The organism is Oscillospiraceae bacterium NTUH-002-81 (genome assembly GCA_032620915.1).
In the GTDB taxonomy this organism is placed as follows: Bacteria; Bacillota; Clostridia; order Lachnospirales; family Lachnospiraceae; genus JAGTTR01.
In genome coordinates this window covers 1,311,050-1,333,322 of the sequence record CP136052.1, presented here as the reverse complement: position 1 = coordinate 1,333,322, position 22,273 = coordinate 1,311,050, and the positions used below count along the sequence as shown (strand labels likewise).

The 22,273-nt window shown below is 45.5% G+C and carries 26 protein-coding genes, 2 pseudogenes and 2 riboswitches; of the genes and pseudogenes, 1 reads left to right on the top strand and 27 read right to left on the bottom strand.

The window, feature by feature from the left end:
* Nucleotides 1-3: 3 nt before the first annotated feature.
* The 21 genes and pseudogenes from RJD28_06365 to RJD28_06265 all read right to left on the bottom strand — a co-directional run bounded on the left by RJD28_06365 (nt 4) and on the right by RJD28_06265 (nt 17,801).
* The gene (locus RJD28_06365) at nt 4-264 is read right to left on the bottom strand and encodes a hypothetical protein (GenBank protein ID WNV59104.1); all 261 of its coding nucleotides are present in this window, start codon (nt 262-264) and stop codon (nt 4-6) included.
* 378 nt (nt 265-642) lie between these two features.
* Nucleotides 643-864 carry a hypothetical protein gene (locus RJD28_06360; GenBank protein WNV59103.1) on the bottom strand — a complete coding sequence of 74 codons (222 nt, stop codon included), beginning with the start codon at nt 862-864 and terminating at the stop codon, nt 643-645.
* 27 nt (nt 865-891) lie between these two features.
* Nucleotides 892-1,924 (bottom strand): annotated as a pseudogene (locus tag RJD28_06355) (HAMP domain-containing sensor histidine kinase).
* Nucleotides 1,921-2,613, bottom strand: coding sequence for a response regulator transcription factor (locus RJD28_06350; protein ID WNV59102.1), 693 nt, complete (start codon nt 2,611-2,613; stop codon nt 1,921-1,923). Before RJD28_06350 ends, RJD28_06355 begins: the two are co-directional and overlap by 4 nt.
* A gap of 86 nt (nt 2,614-2,699) precedes the next feature.
* Entirely contained in the window at nt 2,700-5,108 is a 2,409-nt protein-coding gene (locus RJD28_06345; protein WNV59101.1) for an FtsX-like permease family protein, read from the bottom strand.
* Nucleotides 5,109-5,955: 847 nt separating this feature from the next.
* The gene (locus RJD28_06340) at nt 5,956-6,441 is read right to left on the bottom strand and encodes an NUDIX domain-containing protein (protein WNV59100.1); all 486 of its coding nucleotides are present in this window, start codon (nt 6,439-6,441) and stop codon (nt 5,956-5,958) included.
* Nucleotides 6,442-6,443: 2 nt separating this feature from the next.
* Complete coding sequence (locus RJD28_06335) at nt 6,444-7,100, bottom strand: HAD family phosphatase (protein ID WNV59099.1); 657 nt, start codon at nt 7,098-7,100, stop codon at nt 6,444-6,446.
* A complete protein-coding gene (gene thiE / locus RJD28_06330) occupies nt 7,090-7,731 on the bottom strand; it encodes a thiamine phosphate synthase (protein ID WNV59098.1) in 642 nt (213 codons plus the stop codon). The genes RJD28_06335 and thiE overlap by 11 nt, the downstream gene beginning before the upstream one ends.
* Nucleotides 7,732-7,742: 11 nt before the next feature.
* Nucleotides 7,743-8,546 carry a bifunctional hydroxymethylpyrimidine kinase/phosphomethylpyrimidine kinase gene (gene thiD / locus RJD28_06325; GenBank protein ID WNV59097.1) on the bottom strand — a complete coding sequence of 268 codons (804 nt, stop codon included), beginning with the start codon at nt 8,544-8,546 and terminating at the stop codon, nt 7,743-7,745.
* Complete coding sequence (locus RJD28_06320; GenBank protein ID WNV59096.1) at nt 8,543-9,217, bottom strand: TenA family protein; 675 nt, start codon at nt 9,215-9,217, stop codon at nt 8,543-8,545. Before RJD28_06320 ends, thiD begins: the two co-directional genes overlap by 4 nt.
* Nucleotides 9,218-9,283: 66 nt before the next feature.
* Nucleotides 9,284-9,381: riboswitch (TPP riboswitch) on the bottom strand.
* A 60-nt stretch (nt 9,382-9,441) separates the two neighbouring features.
* Nucleotides 9,442-9,541, bottom strand: a riboswitch (TPP riboswitch).
* A gap of 57 nt (nt 9,542-9,598) precedes the next feature.
* A pseudogene (locus RJD28_06315) lies at nt 9,599-11,010 on the bottom strand (relaxase/mobilization nuclease domain-containing protein).
* Nucleotides 11,011-11,098: 88 nt separating this feature from the next.
* The gene (locus tag RJD28_06310; GenBank protein WNV59095.1) at nt 11,099-11,389 is read right to left on the bottom strand and encodes a CD1845 family protein; all 291 of its coding nucleotides are present in this window, start codon (nt 11,387-11,389) and stop codon (nt 11,099-11,101) included.
* 85 nt (nt 11,390-11,474) lie between these two features.
* Nucleotides 11,475-11,819 (bottom strand): plasmid mobilization relaxosome protein MobC, encoded by a 345-nt coding sequence (gene mobC, locus RJD28_06305; protein ID WNV59094.1) that lies wholly within the window; start codon nt 11,817-11,819, stop codon nt 11,475-11,477.
* Complete coding sequence (locus tag RJD28_06300) at nt 11,816-12,514, bottom strand: hypothetical protein (protein ID WNV59093.1); 699 nt, start codon at nt 12,512-12,514, stop codon at nt 11,816-11,818. Before RJD28_06300 ends, mobC begins: the two co-directional genes overlap by 4 nt.
* Nucleotides 12,514-13,434, bottom strand: coding sequence for a DUF4316 domain-containing protein (locus RJD28_06295; GenBank protein WNV59092.1), 921 nt, complete (start codon nt 13,432-13,434; stop codon nt 12,514-12,516). Before RJD28_06295 ends, RJD28_06300 begins: the two co-directional genes overlap by 1 nt.
* Before the next feature lie 13 nt (nt 13,435-13,447).
* The gene (locus RJD28_06290) at nt 13,448-14,080 is read right to left on the bottom strand and encodes a hypothetical protein (GenBank protein ID WNV59091.1); all 633 of its coding nucleotides are present in this window, start codon (nt 14,078-14,080) and stop codon (nt 13,448-13,450) included.
* A 154-nt stretch (nt 14,081-14,234) separates the two neighbouring features.
* Nucleotides 14,235-14,603, bottom strand: a complete 369-nt coding sequence (locus RJD28_06285) for a cysteine-rich VLP protein (GenBank protein WNV59090.1) — start codon at nt 14,601-14,603, stop codon at nt 14,235-14,237.
* Nucleotides 14,604-14,608: 5 nt separating this feature from the next.
* The gene (locus RJD28_06280) at nt 14,609-14,992 is read right to left on the bottom strand and encodes a hypothetical protein (GenBank protein WNV59089.1); all 384 of its coding nucleotides are present in this window, start codon (nt 14,990-14,992) and stop codon (nt 14,609-14,611) included.
* Nucleotides 14,989-17,097 carry a DNA topoisomerase 3 gene (locus RJD28_06275; GenBank protein WNV59088.1) on the bottom strand — a complete coding sequence of 703 codons (2,109 nt, stop codon included), beginning with the start codon at nt 17,095-17,097 and terminating at the stop codon, nt 14,989-14,991. The genes RJD28_06280 and RJD28_06275 overlap by 4 nt, the downstream gene beginning before the upstream one ends.
* Before the next feature lie 3 nt (nt 17,098-17,100).
* On the bottom strand, nt 17,101-17,226 hold the full coding sequence (locus tag RJD28_06270) for a DUF3789 domain-containing protein (protein ID WNV59087.1): 126 nt from the start codon (nt 17,224-17,226) through the stop codon (nt 17,101-17,103).
* A gap of 65 nt (nt 17,227-17,291) precedes the next feature.
* Entirely contained in the window at nt 17,292-17,801 is a 510-nt protein-coding gene (locus RJD28_06265) for an SLOG family protein (GenBank protein ID WNV59086.1), read from the bottom strand.
* A gap of 149 nt (nt 17,802-17,950) precedes the next feature.
* On the opposite strand from RJD28_06265, the gene RJD28_06260 reads away from it, so the two are divergent.
* The gene (locus RJD28_06260; GenBank protein ID WNV59085.1) at nt 17,951-18,265 is read left to right on the top strand and encodes a helix-turn-helix transcriptional regulator; all 315 of its coding nucleotides are present in this window, start codon (nt 17,951-17,953) and stop codon (nt 18,263-18,265) included.
* Nucleotides 18,266-18,384: 119 nt separating this feature from the next.
* Here the strand turns inward: RJD28_06260 and RJD28_06255 are convergent, their stop codons facing one another.
* The 6 genes from RJD28_06255 to RJD28_06230 all read right to left on the bottom strand — a co-directional run bounded on the left by RJD28_06255 (nt 18,385) and on the right by RJD28_06230 (nt 22,235).
* Nucleotides 18,385-18,798 (bottom strand): deoxyuridine 5'-triphosphate nucleotidohydrolase, encoded by a 414-nt coding sequence (locus RJD28_06255; protein ID WNV59084.1) that lies wholly within the window; start codon nt 18,796-18,798, stop codon nt 18,385-18,387.
* The gene (locus tag RJD28_06250; protein WNV59083.1) at nt 18,795-19,502 is read right to left on the bottom strand and encodes an FAD-dependent thymidylate synthase; all 708 of its coding nucleotides are present in this window, start codon (nt 19,500-19,502) and stop codon (nt 18,795-18,797) included. Before RJD28_06250 ends, RJD28_06255 begins: the two co-directional genes overlap by 4 nt.
* A gap of 55 nt (nt 19,503-19,557) precedes the next feature.
* The gene (locus RJD28_06245; protein ID WNV59569.1) at nt 19,558-19,875 is read right to left on the bottom strand and encodes a hypothetical protein; all 318 of its coding nucleotides are present in this window, start codon (nt 19,873-19,875) and stop codon (nt 19,558-19,560) included.
* Nucleotides 19,876-19,958: 83 nt separating this feature from the next.
* Nucleotides 19,959-20,957, bottom strand: a complete 999-nt coding sequence (locus RJD28_06240) for a nucleotidyl transferase AbiEii/AbiGii toxin family protein (protein WNV59082.1) — start codon at nt 20,955-20,957, stop codon at nt 19,959-19,961.
* On the bottom strand, nt 20,954-21,571 hold the full coding sequence (locus RJD28_06235) for a DUF6088 family protein (GenBank protein WNV59081.1): 618 nt from the start codon (nt 21,569-21,571) through the stop codon (nt 20,954-20,956). Before RJD28_06235 ends, RJD28_06240 begins: the two co-directional genes overlap by 4 nt.
* A gap of 181 nt (nt 21,572-21,752) precedes the next feature.
* Entirely contained in the window at nt 21,753-22,235 is a 483-nt protein-coding gene (locus RJD28_06230; GenBank protein ID WNV59080.1) for a hypothetical protein, read from the bottom strand.
* Nucleotides 22,236-22,273: the final 38 nt, after the last annotated feature.

Genomic DNA, 22,273 nt, shown 5'->3' with positions numbered 1-22,273 from the left:
AATTCAATCCTTTTTTTGTTTGTTGTAAATGCGGAACGCTGCTGCGCCGGTGGCCGCCAACTGCACCAGAATCAGCACAGCGAACAGGCCGAAGCTCTCATAGTAGAACAGTTCATCCCAAAATAGCAGAACATCACAGAGAGCAGTCAAGGCAACCGTCCAGCGGATGTGCCGGGCCAGCCATTGCCGGAACACCAGCACAATGGCAACGGGCGGGACGATCAGCAGCGCCAGATTCAAAATCAATGTCGGGGTCAGTTCCATTGCGTCGCCTCCTCACTTTTGTTGATAAGGGTATTGTAAAACCCAAATGTCCGCGAAATGTTACAGCGGCCAAAAAATTTCATTGAAAATCGGGGTGAAATGTTACAACGCTCGGACATTTCAAAAAAATTCACGGCGGACAGCCGGAAATGGTCGTCCGCCGAATCATACTACACAATCTTTTAGATAGATTGATTGTGAAATAATTTCAATCCAATCACCACATCTATCATAAGTTCCACAATGAGAATTATACTAATGGCAACATTAAAATTACATAGGTTATATAATCCGATATAGATTTCACAAGTAAGAAATACAACTTGCAGACACAAATTTAAGTATGTCACTAAATGCTCGTTAGTTCTATTCCACAATCTAAACAGGAACATTGTAAAAATAGGTTTTCCCGTAAAAGCAAAAAGCACTGACAATACCGGCACCAAAAAATACATAGTAAGAATCTACTGCATTGCTGGGGGATGTACCTACCCATTGAATTGCTATTTTATCAGGAACAACGAAAAATAAAACAATAGATAAAATAACATTGATTATTAAGATGATTGTTGTTGCTTTGCAAAAATTGATTTTTTTCATGGTGTTTTCTCCTGTTATAAGTGTGCTTTATTTAGTCGGCAACATAATGGAAAATTCCGAACCCTTGCCCGGCTCCGAAACCACTTTGATATAGCCGCCCTGCCGTGTTACGATCTCGCGGGCCAGATACAGGCCAATGCCCACGCCCTGCTGTTCGTGTACTTCTTCCTCACGATAGAAGCGCCGGAAGATGGCGGCCTGATTGCTTTCGGAAATGCCCTTGCCGGTGTCGGCTACTTTGATTTCCACATACATTTCCCACAGCACCACCGACACAGCGATTTTCCCGCCTGCCGGGGTGTACTTCACCGCATTGTCCAGCAGGTTAAAAAGGGCTTCGGATGTCCACTTGCTGTCATGGAAAACGGTCAAATCCTCCGGGCAGTCCACGGACACGACGATTTCCTTTTTCTCTGCTGCATACACAATTCCACTCATGGCCTGTGCCACGGTATCAAAGAGGCGGCCCGGTTTCTTATCCAACTGGATCACGCCCGTTTCCAGCCGGGAAGTTTTCACAAGGGCCTGAAAGAGAAAGTCCAGCTTATCCGTCTGGCTGCGGATTCCCCGGATAAAGTCGGTGCGCTCCGCCTTGGTCATAGGCTTTTCCAGCAGCGTGTCCGTCGCCATTTTCAGATTGCTTACCGGCGTTTTCACTTGATGGGAAATATCCGATACAAGGGTCTGTAACTCCTGCCGTTCCTCGTCCACCCGGCGGCGGTTCTCCTGCATGATCTGATAGAGCCTTGCCAGCCGGTGTCCAATTCTGGCAAGCTGGGTTTCGCTGTCCTCTGGCCGCTGGGGCGCTTCATTTCCGGCGATCATGTGGTCTAAAGTCTGGCATAGGTCAGCGGTAAACTGCGACAGCCGCTTTCCAAACGCCTGCGTCAGTACAAAAATCCCCACAAGGGGCGCACAGCAGCAGCGCCCCGCCCGTCAGCAGCACCGCCGTCTGTTTTGTCACAAGAAACAGGGCTATGGTGATCCCGGACATGGAAAGGACAAGCCCCATTGCTACCCGGCCAAACAGCCGCTTTACCGAGAGGTTTTGCAACTTCATTTTGCCTCGCCTCCCGTCCATTGATAGCCCATGCCGTAAACAGTTTTGATGTAGGGCGCGCCGCCGTCGGATTCGATCTTACTCCGAATCCGGCTGATGGAGGTTGTCAGGGTGTGTTCGTCCACAAACTTCTCGTCTATATCCCACAGCTTTTCCAAAAGCTGCCCACGGGTCAGCACTTGCCGGGGATTTTTACGGAACAGGTTCAGCATTTTGTACTCCATCGGGGATAGGGTCAGGGGCTTGCCGTTTAAGGAAGCCGTCTGCTCCGAGAAGTCCAGAAACAGCCGCCCGTCGTCGTAAATGTCCTTGGCCGGTTTGTGGTGTTCCAGCATGGCGAACATGGCTTTGATTTTTCGCTGCAAGGCCCCGATCACAAAGGGCTTTGTGATGTAGTCCACCGCGCCCACCTCATAGCCCCGTATCTGGTCGCTCTCCTGATCGTTAGCGGTCAGGAAAATCACAATGGTGTCCGGGTGCTGGGGCTTTATCAGTTTGCACAGCTCAAAACCGTTGCCGTCCGGCAGGTTGATGTCCAGCAGCACTAAGTCAAATTCCCGCTGGCGTATGGCTTCGGCTGCGGTTCTGGCGTTTAGGGCAGAAGTCACGCCGTAGCCGTCTGCGGTCAGGTTATAGGCCACCATCTTATTCAAAAAACTGTCGTCCTCGACAATTAAAATCTGCTTCATATCCTCACTTCCTTTGCTTTTTGTAGATAGTATAACAGGCAAATGTCCTTTGTTGCAGAAAACACAATTTTCTGATAAAGGAAAATTTACTCCATTGTTTTAATGCGCTCGATCACAGGATGTCTTTTGCTATATCGTACAGAGAAAACGGAGTAAGCGGCCAGTATGAAGAAAAGCGCTACAAAATATATGCTTATTTCTAAAACTGGAAAATGATAAGTCAATGTCCCGAATGTCCCAACCTGATTGAAAACTTTGCAAAGTACAAATCCTGTTAAAGTTCCAATCGTTAAAGTTAAAATAGCCGTACCAGAAACATAATAGAAACATTCTGTTTGCAGCATTTTGGAGAATTGCTTACTGCTCAATCCCACAGACTGTAAAATACCAAATTCCTGCTGTCTTGATATAATGTTTGTCATTAGCGTGTTGATAAGGCTGATTAGCCCAAAAACAGCAATGAAAAATACCAATCCGTATAACGGCATTTTTATGTTATCCATTTCCTCTTGCAGATAAGTAATAATATCGCTGATACTGAAAACTTCTATACCTCCACGATTTTCCGCCAACTGGAAAATCTTATTCTCAACTTCTGTAAGCTGATCTCTTTCCACATCTACAATGCAGGTTATGTTGAAGTTGGAAACATTTTCTTTCATCATAGGTAAGAGTTCCTGCGGAAAATAGAAAGAAGCTGAATCCCCACCGAGATTAGGAGCTTTCCCAATCCCCATTACAGTAAATTCTTCCCATTGTCCATCCGCTGTTTCCACTTTGACTATATCGCCAATTTGAGGAGTGTAATTATAATAGTCGCTTAACAGCTTGGCGGAATTATCTACGATAACTCCTTTTCCGTTGATAAGTTTCTGGCGGTCTGCGGTTCCCTCAATTAGTCCTTGTGAAAAGGCCTCGTACTGATTTTCGGGGATTCCAATTTGGGTAAAGAAATGGCTGTTACCATCCTTGAAAGGAGTGGGAAATTCCATATTTGAAACACAGCCCTGTATAAATTCAATATTCTTTACGCCATCCATATCTGAAATCGTTTCTTCCAAAACTTCATCCAATGGATTTTTCGTTTGAAGTGCATTGATCCCGGCGGGGCGATCTTCCGCATTTGTGTTGGCGGGATCAAGGGAAAGTACAATGTCGCCATTTGCAAATTGCTGTTTTGCCATGCTTTCTACATCAGTTGAATTAAGGTAGGTGGCGGCACACATCAGTAAAACTCCGGCAAATCCCAAAGACAATACGGTTAGTATAGCTTTTTTCTTGTTCCGGGCAAAGCTCATTCGGGCAAGCGAAGATGGCGTAATTTTTCGATGTTCGATCCGCGTTTTTTCTGTCGCCGGTGTATCAGTCGTATTGATTCGCAGCGCCTCAATAGGCGATACCATAGAGGCTTTCTTTACAGGGGTATGGACAGCAATTTTCAAAGCAATTTCTGTAACAAGGGCAATCACAACGGCACATTCCAGTGTAGTCATCCAATGCCAGCCGTCCGGCACGAAACAATAGCCCAAAACACTTCCCAATACAACGCCGATAGGAATTGCAGCACAGGATAACAAAAAACTTTCTTTTCGCACGATACGCTTGATCTGAACAGATGTAGCCCCCAGCACACGCAGTCTGCCATACTCATGTGTTTTCCCGATAACAGAAATGTAGAACAGGCTGTAAATAACCAAAGAACAGGCCAGTACAATTAGACTGCTTGCTCCGATAATCACCAATAGCTCCTGCGTGGATTTTTCTTCTGCCAATCCAAAGTAGGTAGAGCTATACATAACATACTGTTCAGGTACACCGCTTTGTTCCGCAATTTCGTTTATCAGCAGTTTCAAAGTTTCGCTGTCCATATTTTCGGTATTTTTCACGCGAACCAAAAGATCGTAACAGTTTGCTTTTCCATACCGGCTATATAAGCCATTCGATACAATGACTTGATAAATACGGGACGCATTTCTGCTTTGAATAATGCCGCAAACATGATATGTCTGATTTTCTCCAAAAGGCATATCCAGTGTAACGGTCTGATCCAGTTGAACCGGCAGCCCTAAATGCTCCAAATAGGACTGTTCCACAATGATTTCATTTTCTGCCTCCGGCATTTTTCCCAGCAAGTCAGTAACGCCTTTTAGTTCAAGTGCATTTTGATCTCTGTAATACACATCCAAAGTGTAGTCATTGATACGGCTCGTTCCCATTGCAGCCTCTTTGCCGACTGCTTCAATCTGGTTGTTATGTTCCAGTTTTTCAAAGACGGCACTGGTACTGTTAATAAAGCTGCTCTGGTAGCGTCCTTGCAGATAAAGCCTATTTTCACGGTCTGTTCCGAGATTATATAGTGCTAATACCATCATCAAACTAACTGCAAAAGCAATCGTTATGATAATAAACGCATTGCGTCTTTTATCCGCTTTCATGCTCCGGTCTGCTAATTTTTTTACAATGGCGCTGGTGTCATTCTCAAAAGGCCATGTCATAGTTGTATCACCTCCATATTTGATAAGGCCATTGTAAACCTCAAATGTCCGCGAAATGTTACAGCGGACGGAAAATTTTAATTTTTTGCATTTTTCTGTTGTAGCAACTCAAAATAACAATTCTATTATAGGCAGTTATCAAAGGTTTATCAATGCGGCAACTGTAAACAGATCCTCTGCCAAAGACTCTTAAAACTACTGGCAAGCAATGCAATCTTACGTAAGATTGCGTATTTAGCAGAAATCCCGTTTCCGGAATTCCTGCTAATGCTTGTTGGTGACATATCCCCAAACCCCTGAGATCATTGCCGGTGGCAATGGCTGCGCGTTCCGTTGGAACGCTGAAAACCAAAAGCAGACAAATCTTATTGACGGGATTTTTCTGTGCTGCGCTGCGGTTGTGGTGGGGAAGAAATCTCTAATAGATATTCCACATTGGCCCGAACATTATGAAGTTCTTTCATATCATTTTTGGCCTGCTTATAGGCAGAATAGGCTTTCCGTTTTTGTTCCAGAAGATCGGTGTATTCCTCTCGGAGAGATTTGACAGAGGGGAGCTTTTTGATTCCCAGTTCGTCAAAATGATTCTTCGCTGTCTGGTGCAGTAAGATTTCCGCCTCATGTGCAACACGGAATTAAAAGGCTGAGCGCCAGCGGAAAAGATACCTCCTGTCTACGCATTTAGGGCGTTAAAAGTCCACGGAAATCAAGGGTTTTTCCGCATGGCCGGCAGGCAGGTGGATAAAGTTATCCTGTTCCCTGCAAAACGGGGTTCTAAATGTGGGAAAAAGGACAAAAAAGAAGCGCCAGATGCAGAGGCTTTGATACCTATGCGCCCGGCGCTTTTTCAGCCTATTAGCTGATCTACATAGGTAATTAGAGGGTGCAGATGTTTCAGGCGAAACATCTCAAATAACTTATCTGGATTTACCCATTGAACATCCACAACTTCTGTTTCCTGTAAACGCATTTCTTCAATCTTTATATCCTTATGAAATAGCCAAACATCGTAAAAATCCTGCACATTTTCCCGTCTGCTCTGATAAATCAATTTTTCACTTCCGGGAGTAAGCAGTATTCCTAATTCTTCTTTTACCTCTCGGATTGCTCCTTGTAAACTGGTTTCCCCGGAAAGTACAGAACCACCCGTACATTCCCAATAAAGAGGGTATTGCTTTTTCGGATGCCGCTGTGATAAAAGATACTGCCCCTGCTGGTTGACGATCCATACACTCACAGATAAATGATACAGCCCTTTGGGTATGATTTCTCCACGGCACACTGTTATTCCAGACTTTTCCCGTTTTGCATTATATAAATCCCATTTTTCCATTTTCATACCTCTTTGTGTGGGATCGGTGCTTGCCGAAAATCAAGTAAGTAAATATCCGCAATCCTTTCTATTTCTGTACGCTGATCTGCGGAATACTTATCATAAATCCCGCCTGCTAACATACGGGCTGCCTTTGCGCTTTTAATTGCTGAAAGCACATCATCAAACACAATACAGTGTTCAGGTGCAACCCCTAATTTTCTTGCGGCCAATTCAAAGACATCCGAATATTCTTTTCCCCGCTGAACCTCATCTGTTGAACATAGAGCGTCAAATAATTCTAAAATAGAATTGTTCTTTAAGCATGGAATATAGAGCTTTTCCGGCAACCCCGTAGCAACTGCAAGTTTTATTCCATGTTCTTTTAAGCGCAGAAGATAATCAAGGGCATGGGGCAGCAGACCGACATGGTTACTGTATTCCTCGACCGCCATATTATTCCATTCCTCAATAATTCCCTCTACCGTTTCTTGCAATCCCAAAAGATCAATGGTATATTGTGCGGCTTCCTCAAAACTCCTTGCACATATTTCAGTTACATAATTTTCCGGGACAGGAAGATTTCTCTTTTTCAAAAACTGAATATCTATATGCTCCCATACATCCATTGAATCCAGAATTGTTCCATCTAAATCAAAGATTGCCGCATTAAAATCCATGTTTCTTTTCCTTTCCGCAAAATAAATCTTTCAGTTCCGCAGCAGCAGCTTTTATATCGGACTGCGCTATGATGGCAGATACAACAGCCAGCCCGTCAATTCCCATGGGCTTGAAACGCCCTGTATTTCCTTTATTGATACCGCCAATAACAACGATCGGCAAAGAAACGGCTGTGCGGATTTTCTGTAATTCCTCCATTGATACAGAATCAGCGTCGGTTTTAGTTCCAGTAGGGAACATTGCGCCAACTCCCAAATAATCTGCACCATCCTGTTGTGCCTGTATTGCTTCTGCAATGGAAGATGCAGATACTCCCAACAGCATATTTTCCCCAATTACTTTGCGGACGGCAGCCGCAGGTAAATCATGCTGTCCAATATGTACCCCCGTAGCCTGCACAGCCATTGCAATATCTATCCGGTCGTTTATGATAAGGGGAATATGGTATTTATCCGTAACCTGTTTCACGGCAACAGCCTGATTGTAAAATTCTAATGAGGACAATTCTTTTTCTCGGAGTTGTATCATTGTGCAGCCTCCTAAAATTGCCTGTTCTACCGCTTCTGTCAGGCTATCGCAGCTCATTAGTTGACGATCAGTAACAAGATAAAGTGTATAATCAAAGTTCATTTTGCACCTGCCTATTCTTTAGATAAACCATGCTGATGCAATTCGTAGAAATGGTGCGTCGGGCCACAGCCTTTTCCAATCGCAAGAGAGTGTTCGATTGCCATTGTGACATAAGCCTTTGCAGATTCGACTGCAAGCGGAACACTTTTTCCCTTTGCAAGCTGGGAAGCGATTGCAGAAGAAAAGGTACAGCCTGTCCCATGAGTATTTTTCGTATCAATGCGGGATGTTTCAAAATGGTAGAAATTTTCTCCATTAAATAGGACATCAACAGCATTTCCTATATGATGTCCACCCTTGACAACAATCGCCTTACAACCCATGGCATATATTTTTCTTGCGGCAGCCTCCATATCTGAAACTGTGGAAATCTGCATATCTGCTATTTTCTCTGCCTCTGGAATATTCGGAGTAAGTACATCGGCCAGTGGAATTACTGTGTCTATCAAGGTGGAAACCGCCGTAGGATTCATCAATGGGCAGCCATTTTTGGCATACATAACCGGGTCGATTACGACATTTTGGGGCTTATATTGTAATAGTTTCTTTGCCACCGCTTTCATACATTCTGGTGTAGAAAGCATACCGATTTTTACTGCGTCCACTTCAATATCTTCAAATACGGCGTCAATCTGTTTTTCAATCATATCCGGGGTAATATCTTGGATGTCGATAACACGGCTGGTGTTCTCTGCAACAACAGAAACAATAACACTCATTCCAAATACACCGTGAGCAGAAAAAGTTTTCAAATCAGCCTGAATACCTGCACCTCCGCTGCAATCTGATCCGGCAATGGACAATACTTTTTTCATTTTGCATTTTCCTCCATTCTCTCGTTCCGATAGGCCATCTTCCAAAAAGCAAGCTCTAACAAACTTGCTTTTTCAAAAATATCAGCCAGATACTTTTTATTTGCTACTGATAACCCGGCACATTTATGCTCTGCAAAAGCAGACCATTCTTTGCAGCTTTCTGCATATTGTTCATCCGCATAATCTTTGATAAAGTCCCAATATCTTGACTGTCTGCTTGTAGGAACAGCCGCCAATTTGCGGAATATATAGCTGTAACTTAGCATACAGGGAAGAACCGCCATTAAAATTTCTTCATTCTTTCCATGTGACGCAATCTCAAACATGAAATCAATGTAATTTTGATTTTCAGGCAGAGGAGCGATCAGTTCAATATCATTATCCGTCATGCAAAACTGCTTTAGATAATCCAGACGCACTTCTGATTCCGTATCATTTACAAAATTCAGCATGGAATAGTAAAGCTGAATTTCTCTTAATGTATCAGCATGAAAAATTGCCTTGCCGTATATACGGGCATAGTTTTTCAGATAGATACTATCCTGAATCATATATCTCTTGAACTTTTCAAGAGGTAGCTTTCCAGTTTGCACTTCCTGCACAAATGGGGTAGCTGCACATTCTTCCCAAATGGGGATGTTGCGGGTTAAAATGTCTTTCATAAATGCCATGTTTGTTCCTCCTGAAATAAAAAAATAGAGCCTCTAAAACAATTAGAAGCTCTTTCAGACGCAATACGAGCGTAAGAAATTGCTTCCCTACGCCGGTATTAGCCGACAGGTCCAGAGGTCAGGTCTTACCTTTTTCAACTTGTTCAGTTCCCTCGCAAACACATATCATATCTTATTCAATTAAAAAAGGACATTCCCAAAACAGAGAATGTCCAAAAAATACGAATCTGTATTCTTTAGCTCCCTGCGTTGGTATTAGCCAACAGGTTCAAAGGGTCAGGTTTTAACCTTCTCAACTACAAGGTAGGCCCCCTGCTTGAGTATTATTATAGTTAAGAAGTCCCGGAAAGTCAAGGTCTATAGAATTCAAGTTAGCAAACCTTATTGACGGGATTTTTCTGTGCTGCGCTGCGGTTGTGGTGGGGAAGAAATCTCTAATAGGTATTCCACATTGGCCCGAACATTATGAAGTTCTTTCATATCATTTTTGGCCTGCTTATAGGCAGAATAGGCTTTCCGTTTTTGTTCCAGAAGATCGGTGTATTCCTCCCGGAGAGATTTGACAGAGGGGAGCTTTTTGATTCCCAGCTCGTCAAAATGATTCTTTGCCGCCTGGTGCAGCAGAATTTCAGCTTCATGTTCTGTTCGGAATTTTTTGCTGTACCCGGCTTTGCGATATTCTACATAGACAGCCCGCGTTTTCGCATAGTTTACGATCTGTTTTTGCAGCTCGGCATTGGCGTTCATTTTTGACTCCAGATCTTTGATCTGAACGGATAAAGTATTGAAATTAGTGGTAGTGGCGTTGGTTTTTTCCAGAAGATCCTCATAACCCATATCGCCATGTTCTTTTAAGTAGAGCACTGCCTGAGAAAGCTGCTTTAGATTGAACACTTTTGCCCAGCGCTCATAACCAGGGCCCTTGCCGGAACGGATTGCAGCTTCAATATCAACCAGCAATCCAACTTTGGAAACCGTTTTTTTAGAAAAGGCATGGCGGGGTTTTACTGTCCGTGTACCGGCAATCCGTTCTTTGATGGTCTGTTCTGTATAATCGCCTTTGAGCGTATCGCATCGGGTATAATTTTCTTGTCCCGGAACTCGGAACCGAAGATGTTTTCTTTCACGGTTGACTTCCAGCCCAGCAGTTTCCAGCTTCTGTAGAAGTTCCTCAAAATCTTTTGGCTTTTCCTCTAATGCAGCATCAATAGCAATGCGTATCTGCTCCTGAAAGGAAGGCTGCTTTTTATTTCCCAGCCATGTGCCATAATGCTCCCGGCTGGGTTTCGGATTTTCTACAATCGAAAGTCCATGCTCCAAACACAGCTTGTCATTCATTCGCCGGATTGCCCAGGTAGAGCCCCAGAAGTTGCGAAATTTTTTTCTGACAGTCCAGTGTAGTAGAGTTGATAATGATGTGATTATGGACATGGTGCTTATCCACATGGGTGCAGACAACAAAGGCATGGTTTCCTTTTTGTGAGCTTCAGTGCCAGCTCCCTGCCGATCTGATTAGCTTCTTCTGGCGTAACTTCGCCGGGCTTAAATGCCTGACGGAGATGGTAGGCGATCACATCATCTGCACCCTGATTTCTGCCGGTCAGATTTGCATACTGTCGTTTGGACAGAAGAAACTCTGCATCAGCAAGCCGGGTATCACACTCATAGCCATAAATGAATTTTCCAAAATCGGTTTTCTGCGGATTTTCTACATAATCAATAATATCTGAGATCGCAGTAGAGATATTCCGACCTTTTCCTACATGCAGAGGCATCAGTCTGGTGGTCGCTATTTTCGTCACCTCCTTAACTTAATTCCAATCAGAGAAGTTATAATTGCAGAAAAAGAGCGGGGCTGCCTATGCGCCCCGCCAAATCTGCTTAACCAAATATAAAATCCTTTAAGGCACTGTTTGCCCCGCCAATGATCCCTACCAGCCATGCAGCCGCCAGAGGCAGACCGTATGGACTGATAAGAAAGGCGATCATAAGCCATGCAAGACCCGGCAAAAATCCTGCGACAAAGAACAGCACCAATGCCGCCAGAAAGATGATCCCAGAAAGAATCCCAAGTACCGCACCGGAAAGAACCACTAAAAATTTACATACCAGATAAAGAATCCCCGTAACCAGCATAAAGGGAAGTGCCAGTAATTTACCTATCAAACGCATACGCTTTGCCTCCTTTCAGAAGGGCATCTGCCCTTATAAAAATTTTACCGTGACGGCAAAAAGAAAGCAACGGCTTTCCGGCTGTTTATGAAATGTTTGCAAATCCCCGGATCAGTTTGTCCATGCCATCCCAAAGGCTGTCCAGACGGGTGCGGATGTCATCTATATCTGCGGCATAAATATTGCCGGTCTCATTGGCCCGTCTGGTATATTGGTTTAAGTTATTGGAACAAATGCGGAGAAGCCGGATCATTTCCTGAATATCTCCCATATCAAGGTGAATGATGTAACCGTCTACGGCCATCTTTCGCAGATATGCCGACAGGTTGGTAATGCCAAGTTCCGCCATGCGTTCTTTTACCAGTTCGGCCTCCGGTTCGGACATGACAAATTCGACGCGGACGGATTTTTTGTTATGCCCGCCCTTCATCGTTCCAACCCTCTTTTATGAGATGAGACCTCCTGTGTTGAAACCACCGTCTTTGCTCTTTTGAGTTTTTCCCGCAGGGTGGTCTTTTCCAGCTTATCAAGATATTCCTCCAGATTTCCGGCTGTCGCATGATAGCTGCGTTTGAAGCGTTCCCGTTTTAGAATCATCATCAGCTCCGGCTCATTTTCCGGCAGATAAGTCATTGTTTTAGGGGCTCCATGCTCTGGCATAAACCGGTTCATAAGCTGTCTCCGTTCCTGATAGGGAATCGTGATAACATTTCCATCCGCAAATGCAACGGCTACATTTCCGATTGGACAGGTCAGCTTTTTCATCCGTTCCACATGTTCTCTATAATTTAGCGGATAGAGATTGCCAAATATTTTTCCGTCCCTGACTTCTTTCAAAGAGATGGCATAAGCCAAAACGGGATCATTTGTCTGTTCCTGGTAAAACCGCCACACTTTATTTTCATGGCTTCCATCCAGATAAACTTCCCGTTCGCGCAGGGTATAGGTTCCGCAAGGGCGTGACATCCAAAGAAGCTGTTTATCCTCTGAACGGTCTGACACAGCCAGTTTTGAAATCAGTTCCTTATCCAGGTCAAAGTCCTCTTTATAATGTTGGGTATGAAGATCTACGATACGGGAAAGAGCACCCAAAAGATCTACATCCTCAAATCTTACCCCGGCCATCAGCGTTCCCTTTCCGGCACAGGAGGGATCATCTGCCTTGCTTCATGCTCCGGTTTGTCTGCTTTCAAACGGTCCATCAAAGACGGCTTTGCTTCCGGCACCAGCTCCCGGATTTCTTCATCCGTCTGTCCGTCTGTCAGATCCGGGCGCACAGGAGGTTCGTTGTTCAGCCTGCCATCCAGCATATTGTAGTTCCCGGTTTGTCCTTCCTCATAAAGTTCCGCATTGCGAAGATAACTTTCCGGCGCCTGAAACGGCTGTCCGGCAAACAGAATTTCTCTTTGGGTGGTAAACTGTGCAAGGACCCCATTTTGCAGTCTCGCAAATTCTTCATACTGGCGCAAGGTAAGCCCTCGTTCCAACATTTCCGTCTGGGTATGCGCCCAGCCTTCTCCATAAAGAAAATAATACATATCGGGCTGATCACAGACAAAACACAGGGAACCGTCCTGATTGTCATAGTAAGATGGCTGCATATCCTGGTAATGGCAACGTTCCTCACGCCCCAAATACACACGGTTGTCCGCACCCAGCATAGCGACCATACCCGCGTAATTACTATGGACCGCAGAGCGGATTTCTACCAGCGGATCTGTTTGAGAAGGAATCTGTCGGCCCGGAATCTCGTTTTGTTTTTCCGCTGCATCATTTCTTGGTATTACTTCTTCATGGCTGCGCGCATCCAGTTCCGGTTGAGATGTTCCTTTCCGAACAGCGCCGGGTTCCGGTTCTTTTTCTTTCACATAGTATCGGACATTTGCTGTCGTATGCTCGTTGGCTTCCTTTGCATAGTTTTCAGCGTCGGCTTTGCTATCAAACTCCAACGGTTTTCCATTTTCCTTGCACCAGCTTTGTGCCGGTCCGAAAATAGAAGTGCTGCTTCGTACTGCCCATACACCATAGGTCCGTTTCCTTTCCATTTCGCATCCCTCCTTATCGTTCCTGCTGTTTGGAAGTTTGTTGCTTTTTTACTGGGTCTGCCGGTTTTGTTGCCTTTAGCTGCTGACGGAGAGAATTCTTATGCTCCGGTTCGGAATCTGTGATGTTGACATATTCGCCAATGATACAGAGCGCTTCTCCATAACTGCCGGAAACAAATACCCGATCAGACATTTCTTTTGCCTGTTCTTTCAAACCATGCTCCAGCAAAGTACGGGAAGCAATACCCAGCAGATTAAAAATGTTCCCATCTGCTCCGATCAGCGGACAATCCGGTTTATCTGCCAACGCTTCCGGTGTTTCTATAAATCCGCCTAAATAATTCGGCACAAAGTCCGACAGCCATGTGCCGCCATAGACTTCATGGGTCTGTAAACGCCACAGGGCAAGTTTTCCTATATCCAGTTTCACATCATCAAACGGGTAAAGCAGACAGGTCAGTTCGCCGTGCTGAAAAGCAGCCACATTCTCAAACTGACAGCCATCTTTCAATATGCCTGCTTTTGTCAGCATTTCATTGATCCCGTCCACCCACTCTGTCAGATCCCCGCCACAGCCCTGTAAAATCAGTCCTTCCTTATCCGGCATGCGGCGAAGGTCCTCCGCGGTAATCGTGTTGATATTCAAAAAAATCGCCTCCTATCGTTTTTGTTAAAATATATGTTTTGTCTGCAACTTAACCTCATTTCAAAGCACCGGAGTATTCTTATACAGCTCCCTTGAAAACAGGTGCAAAAAGCCCTTGAAAATCAAGGACTTTTAAGGCTAAGTTGCGGACATATCATGGTTGGTTTTGCCGCTTCCGGCGTTTGCGTTCCCGCTCGGATTTCCGTCTTGCATAGACCCGGCAGGCAGCGGAACAATATGCCTGGCTGGTTGTAGGAAGATATGCCTTTCCACACACAGGGCATATTTTCTGTCTCATGGAGGTGTCCTCGCCGGTAATGGCTGATTCCAGTGCTGCATCCACCGGCAGCACCGCTTTTTCAAAGTACCTGCAATAAGCACCGGTCCACCATTTATTCAGCATGTAACAAGGGCTGTCCAGAGGAAGGCAGATCTTATCCTGGGAGTCATAGTTGGCGCAAAGCTCCGTAACCAGCTTTCGGATCGTAGCCCGCTCCGAGCGGTTCAATTCTCTCTCCGCCATAACGCCTACCTTTCCGGGGCTCTGCTTTGCCGACCGCTGGAAATTTCGGTTGTATCAGTAACATTCCTGGGCTGTGAAAGGGCATCGGCGATAGAGTTCCGCTTTTTCTGTTTTGGTTCATGGTAAATAAAAAGTTCATTTTTTCCTGGTACATACAACAATCCATTTTCTTCGCAGCGGAAAATATCACATTCTTTGTCTGTTGAAACGGTATAAAAGTCTTTGTAATCATAAGGTGCTTTTTGCCGATCCTGATAGGTACACAGCCCTAAGTTGGGGTCACTTGCCAGCCGTTTCGATATGGCGAAAAAGTCGCCTTCTTTTTTGTGAAATTTTCGTATGGGCGTGAAGTGATAACCGCCATATTCAAAGGTTTTTCGATCGCTCATTTACGCCTGCCTTTCTTTACTGGAAATTTCAGCTTGAAATTCACATATTTACCGCCGGTATCATCCAGAATCACTTCCGCATCATAGGTCCTTCCTGTTTTTTCACTGTAAAGCCCGGACATAGAAATGCGGCCCTCTTTCAAAAGAGCCGCTGCCACAGACTTTGTGATAGATTTTTTCTTGCTGGAAAAGAAACGGTTATCTTTCCAAAGAGCAAAAGAACATTCCCTGTTGCCGCAGAAAAAACCTTTCTTTCCTTCAAATACCGGGGCACCGCAGCGGGGACATACCCCCACGGCTTCGTGTGCAGTTCCTTTGGAAGAAGGAAACAGATCCGCAAAACGTTCTTCCGGGGTAGTATGTTCTTTTACCAGCGTCCGGCTCATATCTGCAATCTGATCCATAAAAGATGTTGCCGACAGTTCGCCATGTTCCACTTGTTTCAGCATGGATTCCCATTCTGCAGTTAAGATGGGAGATTTGATATTGTCCGGCAGGACTGCGATCAGGTTCTTTCCTTTTTCCGTAGGAATGAGCTGCTTTTTCTTTCGCTGTACAAATCCGGCAGAAACCAGCTTTTCCAGTGTTGCCGCACGGGTAGCCGGAGTACCCAATCCTTTACGCTCGGCATCTTCCGGCATATCTTCCGCACCGGCAGTCTCCATAGCGGACAGCAGTGTGTCCTCCGTATAGTGTTTCGGCGGTGAAGTTTTCCCTTCACGGAGACTTGCTGATACAGCTTCAAAAGTCTGTCCTTCCTGCAGCACAGGGAGAGCGACAGCTTCATTTTCTTTGTGTTCCGTTTCACTCTGCCTGATACTCATACGGTGAATCCGTTCCACCTCTTTCCAGCCGGACTGTAAAATAGTCTTTCCTTTTGCCGTAAAAGTATATCCTTGGCAGTCCAATATAGCGGTGACCGCTTCAAATCGGTGTACCTGCGTTGTGGCACAAAGCAGTCTGACGGCAAGCAGGGTAAGCACATCCCGCTCCCCGGAAGGAAGCTCTGACAGGTCTGTCCGTGCGATTTCCACAGTTGGGATAATGGCATGGTGGTCAGTCACTTTGCTGTCATCTGTTACCCGGTCAATGTCCGGCTCTCCGGCGTAGCCTTTTCCAAAGGTCATATTGTCACGCAGCCACAGGATCAGGGAAGCGGCGGTTGCCTGCATGTCCTTCGTCAAATACTGGCTGTCCGTTCTCGGATAGGTTGCCAGCTTCTTTTCATAGAGAGATTGCACATAATCAAGGGTCTGTTGAGCCGTATAGCCATAAATACGGTTACATTCCCTTTGCAGAGTTGTAAGGTCATAAAGGCGGGGAGGCTGTATAGTTTTTACCTGCTTTTCCACAGAACGCACAAAAGCGGAGTTGTGGTCACAGTCCATACGGATTTTTTCAGCCTCGGATCGTTCCGTCATTTTTTCGCCGGAAGCAGTAAAACCTCCGCAGGTGATTTCCGGCACATAAAAAGGCTTACTGATGAAGGATTCAATATCCGACTCACGCTGTACCAAAAGTGCCAGTGTCGGTGACATAACACGGCCGACATTTAGGGTGACACCATACAGGACAGAAAAAAGCCGGGTGGCATTGATCCCGATCAGCCAGTCGGCTCCTGCCCGGCAGACCGCCGCATCATAGAGCTTATCGTAATCACTGCCGGGGTGGAGATGGTCAAAGCCCTCACGGATCGCCGCATCCTCCATACTGGAAATCCAAAGGCGCTCCATAGGCTTTTTACATCCGGCATATTCATAGACCAGACGGAAGATCAGTTCTCCTTCTCGTCCGGCATCCGTAGCGCATACCACGGAATCCACCCGTTTGTCCTTCATCAATCGGCACAAAAGGGCAAGCTGCGTTTTCTTATCCTTTGGCACTTCATATTTCCAGTTTTCCGGTAGGATCGGAAGATCCTCATACCGCCATTTGGCGTACTGTTCTTTGTAAGCCTCCGGCTGTGCCAGTTCCAAAAGATGTCCCACGCACCAGCTCACCAGATAGCCGGAACCTTCGAGATAACCGTCTTTTCTTTCCGTTGCGCCTAATACTGCTGCCAGTGACATAGCAACAGAGGGCTTTTCTGCAATCACAAGTTTCAATTTTTATTCCTCCTTCATAGTTTCAAATTCTTTATCCGCAAGTTTTCCGGTTTGCATAAGACACATCAACATAACGCCGGAAGCCATTCCTCCGGCAAAGGTAAGGAAATGTGAAATCAGGTTCCACATAAGCATTCCTCCTAAAAATGGGTAAAGAAAAACGCCCACTTCAAAGTGAGCGCATCAACAGGTATCTATTTTGTTTTTGGTTTCAAGTGATCCGGCAGGACGATCTCTCCAACCGGGATTTCCCGCAGTTCCTTTTTCATCCGATGGGTGAAGCGGATCGTCTTTGCCGTACCGCCGGTTTCCCGTCCGTCATATACAGCGATCACTCGGTCGGAGTGCTCCACCATATAGCGGTTTCTGTGGGAGTAGACGCTTGGGAGATATTTTTCCTGTATGACAACAACATCCGCACAAGCCTCCAGCAGTTCACGGGTTCTTGTTTTCTTATTCAGGCTGTCCAGACGTTTGCGGTAAGGGATCACTGCGATCAGCTCCAGCGCCGGATTAGTCTGCTTTCTTTCCAACACCAGCTCTGCAAAATACTGATCCACGCCATCTGCAAAGCCACTCATAAAACAGGTAAATCCATCTGTAACGGCAGCATCGATCTCATGTTCCAAAGCGGCTTTTATTTTGTTGATCTCATTCTGCGGCAAATCCCTGTGTCCGGTAACACAGCAAGTCTTTCCTTTCATCTGTCATCCCTCCATCTGATAGGTAAAATTCTTCACTTTTCACATAGTAATAGATTTAATTTAGCAAGTCAACGATAATACCCTTTTTCCTTTTGCGGATAATAAAGGGGCGTGAGGTACAATCTATTACAGAATGGGAGGTGAAGGCGATGTATGAAGATTTTGTCCCGGAACGATTAGCGAAGCTGCGGACACAAAAAGGAGTTTCCGCACGCGATATGTCTTTATCGTTAGGTCAGGCAAACAACTACATCAATAATATTGAGAATAAAAAGTCACTTCCCGCTATGCAGTCTTTTTTCTACATCTGCGAATATCTGGGTGTGACACCGCAGGAATTCTTTGATGAAGGAAATACCTACCCGGAAACCTTAAAGGAATTCATTGCAGAGGCAAGACAGCTTGATCCTCAATCCATGCAATATATCCTCGGTATTATGAAAGAACTCAATAGCAGAAAGTAAGCGGTCACGGTAATGGCCGCTTTTTTCGTGACTTTCTTTATTATATTTTATAATGTTCTCGAAATGTCCGCTCCCTATACCGATAAGTATTCAAAAACTGTTCTCCAAACAGCCTTTTTCTATTCGCCGGTACTGCCAAAGCTGCCGGTTCCTCGTTCTGTTCCCAGATCGGTTACAAAATCCGCAATGACGATCGGCGTGATCACAAGCTGCCCGATACGGGCTCCCTTAAAAAGAGACTGCGCCTGATTGCTTACATTGCTGATGATCGCATGGATCTCTCCACGGTAGCCGGAATCCACAGGCGGCAGTTCACAGACCAGACCTTTTACCGCCATGCTGGTACGGGGAAAGATATATCCCGCATATCCATCCGGTATTTCCAGTCCAAAACCCAAAGGAATTTTGGCGATTTCTCCGGGCTGTAAGGTACAGTCATAGGGCAGATAAACATCCGCTCCGGCATCATTGCCATGCGGACGGTAAGGACGCTGGTGCTCCGGTACGCCAAAGTCGATCAGTTTTATTTTCATCGGCAGTCTCCTTCCCAAAGAGCAGGATAATCTTTTTCCAAAATATCCTCTGGCGTCATATTTGCCTGCAGTTTTCGTCCGCAGGTCATTTTCCCTTCCAGACATCGATCCATCTGACAAAAAGGCCCGGTCAGTGATGGGGCAAACAAAGTAGGGCTTAGTTCATAAAGTTCTTTCCAGACCTTTAGCAGCACGATCCTTGTTTCATCTGTATTTCTCCGGCATACCCGCTGGCTGATGATATGTTTCCACTGATAAGGGGTGGCGCTGATGAGCAGTACATTCCGCAATCCCTGGGGCGTGGCATAGCCGGCCGCATCGTGCCCGCTTCCGGCAGTGCACAGGGCTTCATAACATTTCATGCTTTCATTACAGCTTTTTAAGTACAGTTCCCGTACCACTGCCGGAGCCGTCATAATAGAATACGGGACAGCGAAATCCGCCTGTCCCGTATAGTTGCTGTACTGCAGCGATGCACTCATAAATTTTACTTCGTTCTGGTGGCGGGTGATCTGCGCCAGAAAACGCCTGCTGGCGCCGACAATGGCTACCGTGATCACCGCAAATTTCTGGATGGTAGGATGGGGAAGCGCCCCCATAGCTGCTACTGTCTGAACGCTGAATGATTTTTCGTAGAGCTCCATCAGGTCGTCCATTGAGGCAATCTTATGTCCCTGCTGGGTAAGCCTTGCCGCAAAGACCATGTTTTTTTCTGCTTCCGCTACCGCCTGGCAGTTCAAAATTTTTACTTCAATCTGTTTAATTGGTATGTCCCTCCTTTACAATCGCTTTCAGTAAGAACAGATAGTTAAGACTGTCTGTGATCTTTTCGTCCCATGTGTCCATCGGATAAACCACTTCTTCGGCAAAGCACATATCGTATAGAGAAACAATATGCTTTGCCAGCATACCGGCAAGGGCACGCTGGGGCGTTGTGTGCTGTAAAGCTGCCGCTGCCTTAAATGCACCCAGCCGGTCCGGGTCATCCCCGGTGTATTCTTTGGTTTTCCGTTTCAAGGTATCAGCACAGAGCCGCACCTGTTCGTCAAAAACGGCATTGACTTCATTTTGCGTAATATAGCATCCCTCCTTTGAAAACAAGAAACCGGCTATTCTAAAGCATCTTAGAATAGCCGGCAAATAAATGGATATGTAATTGTTTATAGTGTATTGATCTCTTTTTCCAGTTCCTGGACCGCTGCTATGACTGTCTCAAATGTCGGAACATCCCCATACAACATATCCTGCATAGAGTTATAGTCCGCTTCCAATGCTGCAAACCGATATTCCGGCGGGAGTAATTTTAATGTGCCCGGCACAGCCTCCGGGTACTTCGCCCATGATCTGGGATAGAATTTCATTTTGAAATCTACAACTTTCTTCAGGAGGTCAAGCCTGGAAAAAGCAGCTTCTTTAACCGGTGTTGCAGCCATGCGGTAGAGATCATAATAATGTCTGGAATACCGCTGCGGCATTTCCAAATGTTCCGGTCTGTTCGCTTCATGGTGCAGGATTGTGGCTTTTTCCCAGAAGGTCCGTTCCGGGGCAACGGTAAGGATTGCGGTTTCTTTTTGCTCAAAAATCTTCGGATAATATTTTGCCGCGTATGGTTCGATCAGCGCTGTTTTTGCAGGAGTCCACGCTGCCAGCGCACCAATCTCTAAACGGATCACCTGTAAAGTCGCCGTATTCGTAAAAAGGTGCGGATAGGCGAAAATGACCGTCTGTTTATCCTTTTCATCTATGTAGACATTTGCTTCACAACCGATTTCCTGGGATAAGCCGGCTTTGACTGCCGGGCAGAATGTTTCGGACAGAAATACCTCTGCACGCACATTGGCTTCTTTGTTAAAAGCATCCTGTTTTGTATTGGAACGTTTCTCCCATGGTTCATCTTTGCCATATCCCAATACACGCCAGTCCAGAATCAAATCAATATCTTCTGAAAACCGGCTGATCAGGTGAAAGGCTTTTGAAAGGCTGGTACCACCCTTAAAGGTGATGGACTCTTTCCATGGTGAGCGGTGAAATAAATAATCCAGCGTAAAACATACCCAAAAGTCTTTTTCCACGATGGCATCATTCAGCCCCATTTTATCTGCTGTATTTCTGAACAGCTCCCTGCGGTCGTTATCTGAAAGTCTTGCTATATTTCTCATTGTACCTTTTCACCTCCACAAATCTGCCGTATCGTATCGTAAACCCAATCCGTAGACTCGGTTGCTTCCTTCAAACAAGCCTGTTTATCCTTGTCTGTCAGTTTTTCGGAAAGCATCTGTATGACTTCTGGCGTAACATTCGATCTGCCAAGCGTTTTTAATGCCTGTATAACCAAACTTGTCATATAGGACAATCCGGTAATCTCCTTATTGGTCCGGTGCTTAAATTCCAGCTTTGTAGAGTTCCACTCGTAGGTCTTATATGGACCATCGCTGATATAGGACCATACTGCTGTTACCTGTGTTGAAAGACCTAACAGGTTCAATGCTGTATTCCCACATGGGGCAATCGTCCAGTGATAACTTCGTGCCAATGCGTTCGCCACCGCTTCCGGGTCTGCCGCCACATATTCATCCAGAAGTTTGCTATATTTTGGTTTTTCATAAACTCCTTTCAAAATACGGCGCAATGTTCCTGATTGCACTAAACGGCTTAAACTTTGACGAATAGTGGATGTATCTGCAATATCCGCAAAATCAGACATCACAAAAACAGTTCCATCTTCAAGAGAAAGAACACGCTCTCGTATTCGTTTTGTATATCCGTTGTCCACAATACCGCCTCCCTTCATGTCACGAATATTATATATTATTCGTGACATGATTGCAATAGGTCCTATTCCTCTTATTTTGAGTGTTCCCATTAAAAATCTGATTTATACATCAAAAATCAAAAATTTTGCAAGGCAGTACAGTTTTCATATATGTCACATATTTTATATATTATTCGTGACATCAGGCAGTTGGCAGGTAGATCCAGTCGTGCATCAGGCACACGCTGGGTTCATCCTCCCTGGGAACCAGACGGTAGGTACATTCCCCATAGACCGTGCGTTTGTCCTCGATCTCCATGCCATAGGCTTTATAAAAGCGGTATTCCAGATTGGAGATAATACAGCGCAGGGTTTGCAGAGCCTCCCTTTGAGCTGATACGATCAGGTCACGGTCGATGCTGTGCTTCAAAAACAGCAGCGATTTGTAAAGCTGTACCTCTGTGCGGTAAGGGCGGCAGTCTTTCGTTTCCAGCCATCCGCAAAAAGCGACCGGTCCGCTCTGGATCACACTGCGGTCCGGGTGATAATACTCATAGCAGTCCAGGTTTGCCGTATTCAGAAGATAGAGCATTTCCCGGACTTCATTTTCCGGCATGTCGTAAAACCGCAAAAGCGAGCGGTAAAGATGGACATAGCCGGGAATGGAAATCATGGTATTTACCATAAAATAAAATCCTCCTTGTAAACAGCAGGTGCGGGAGC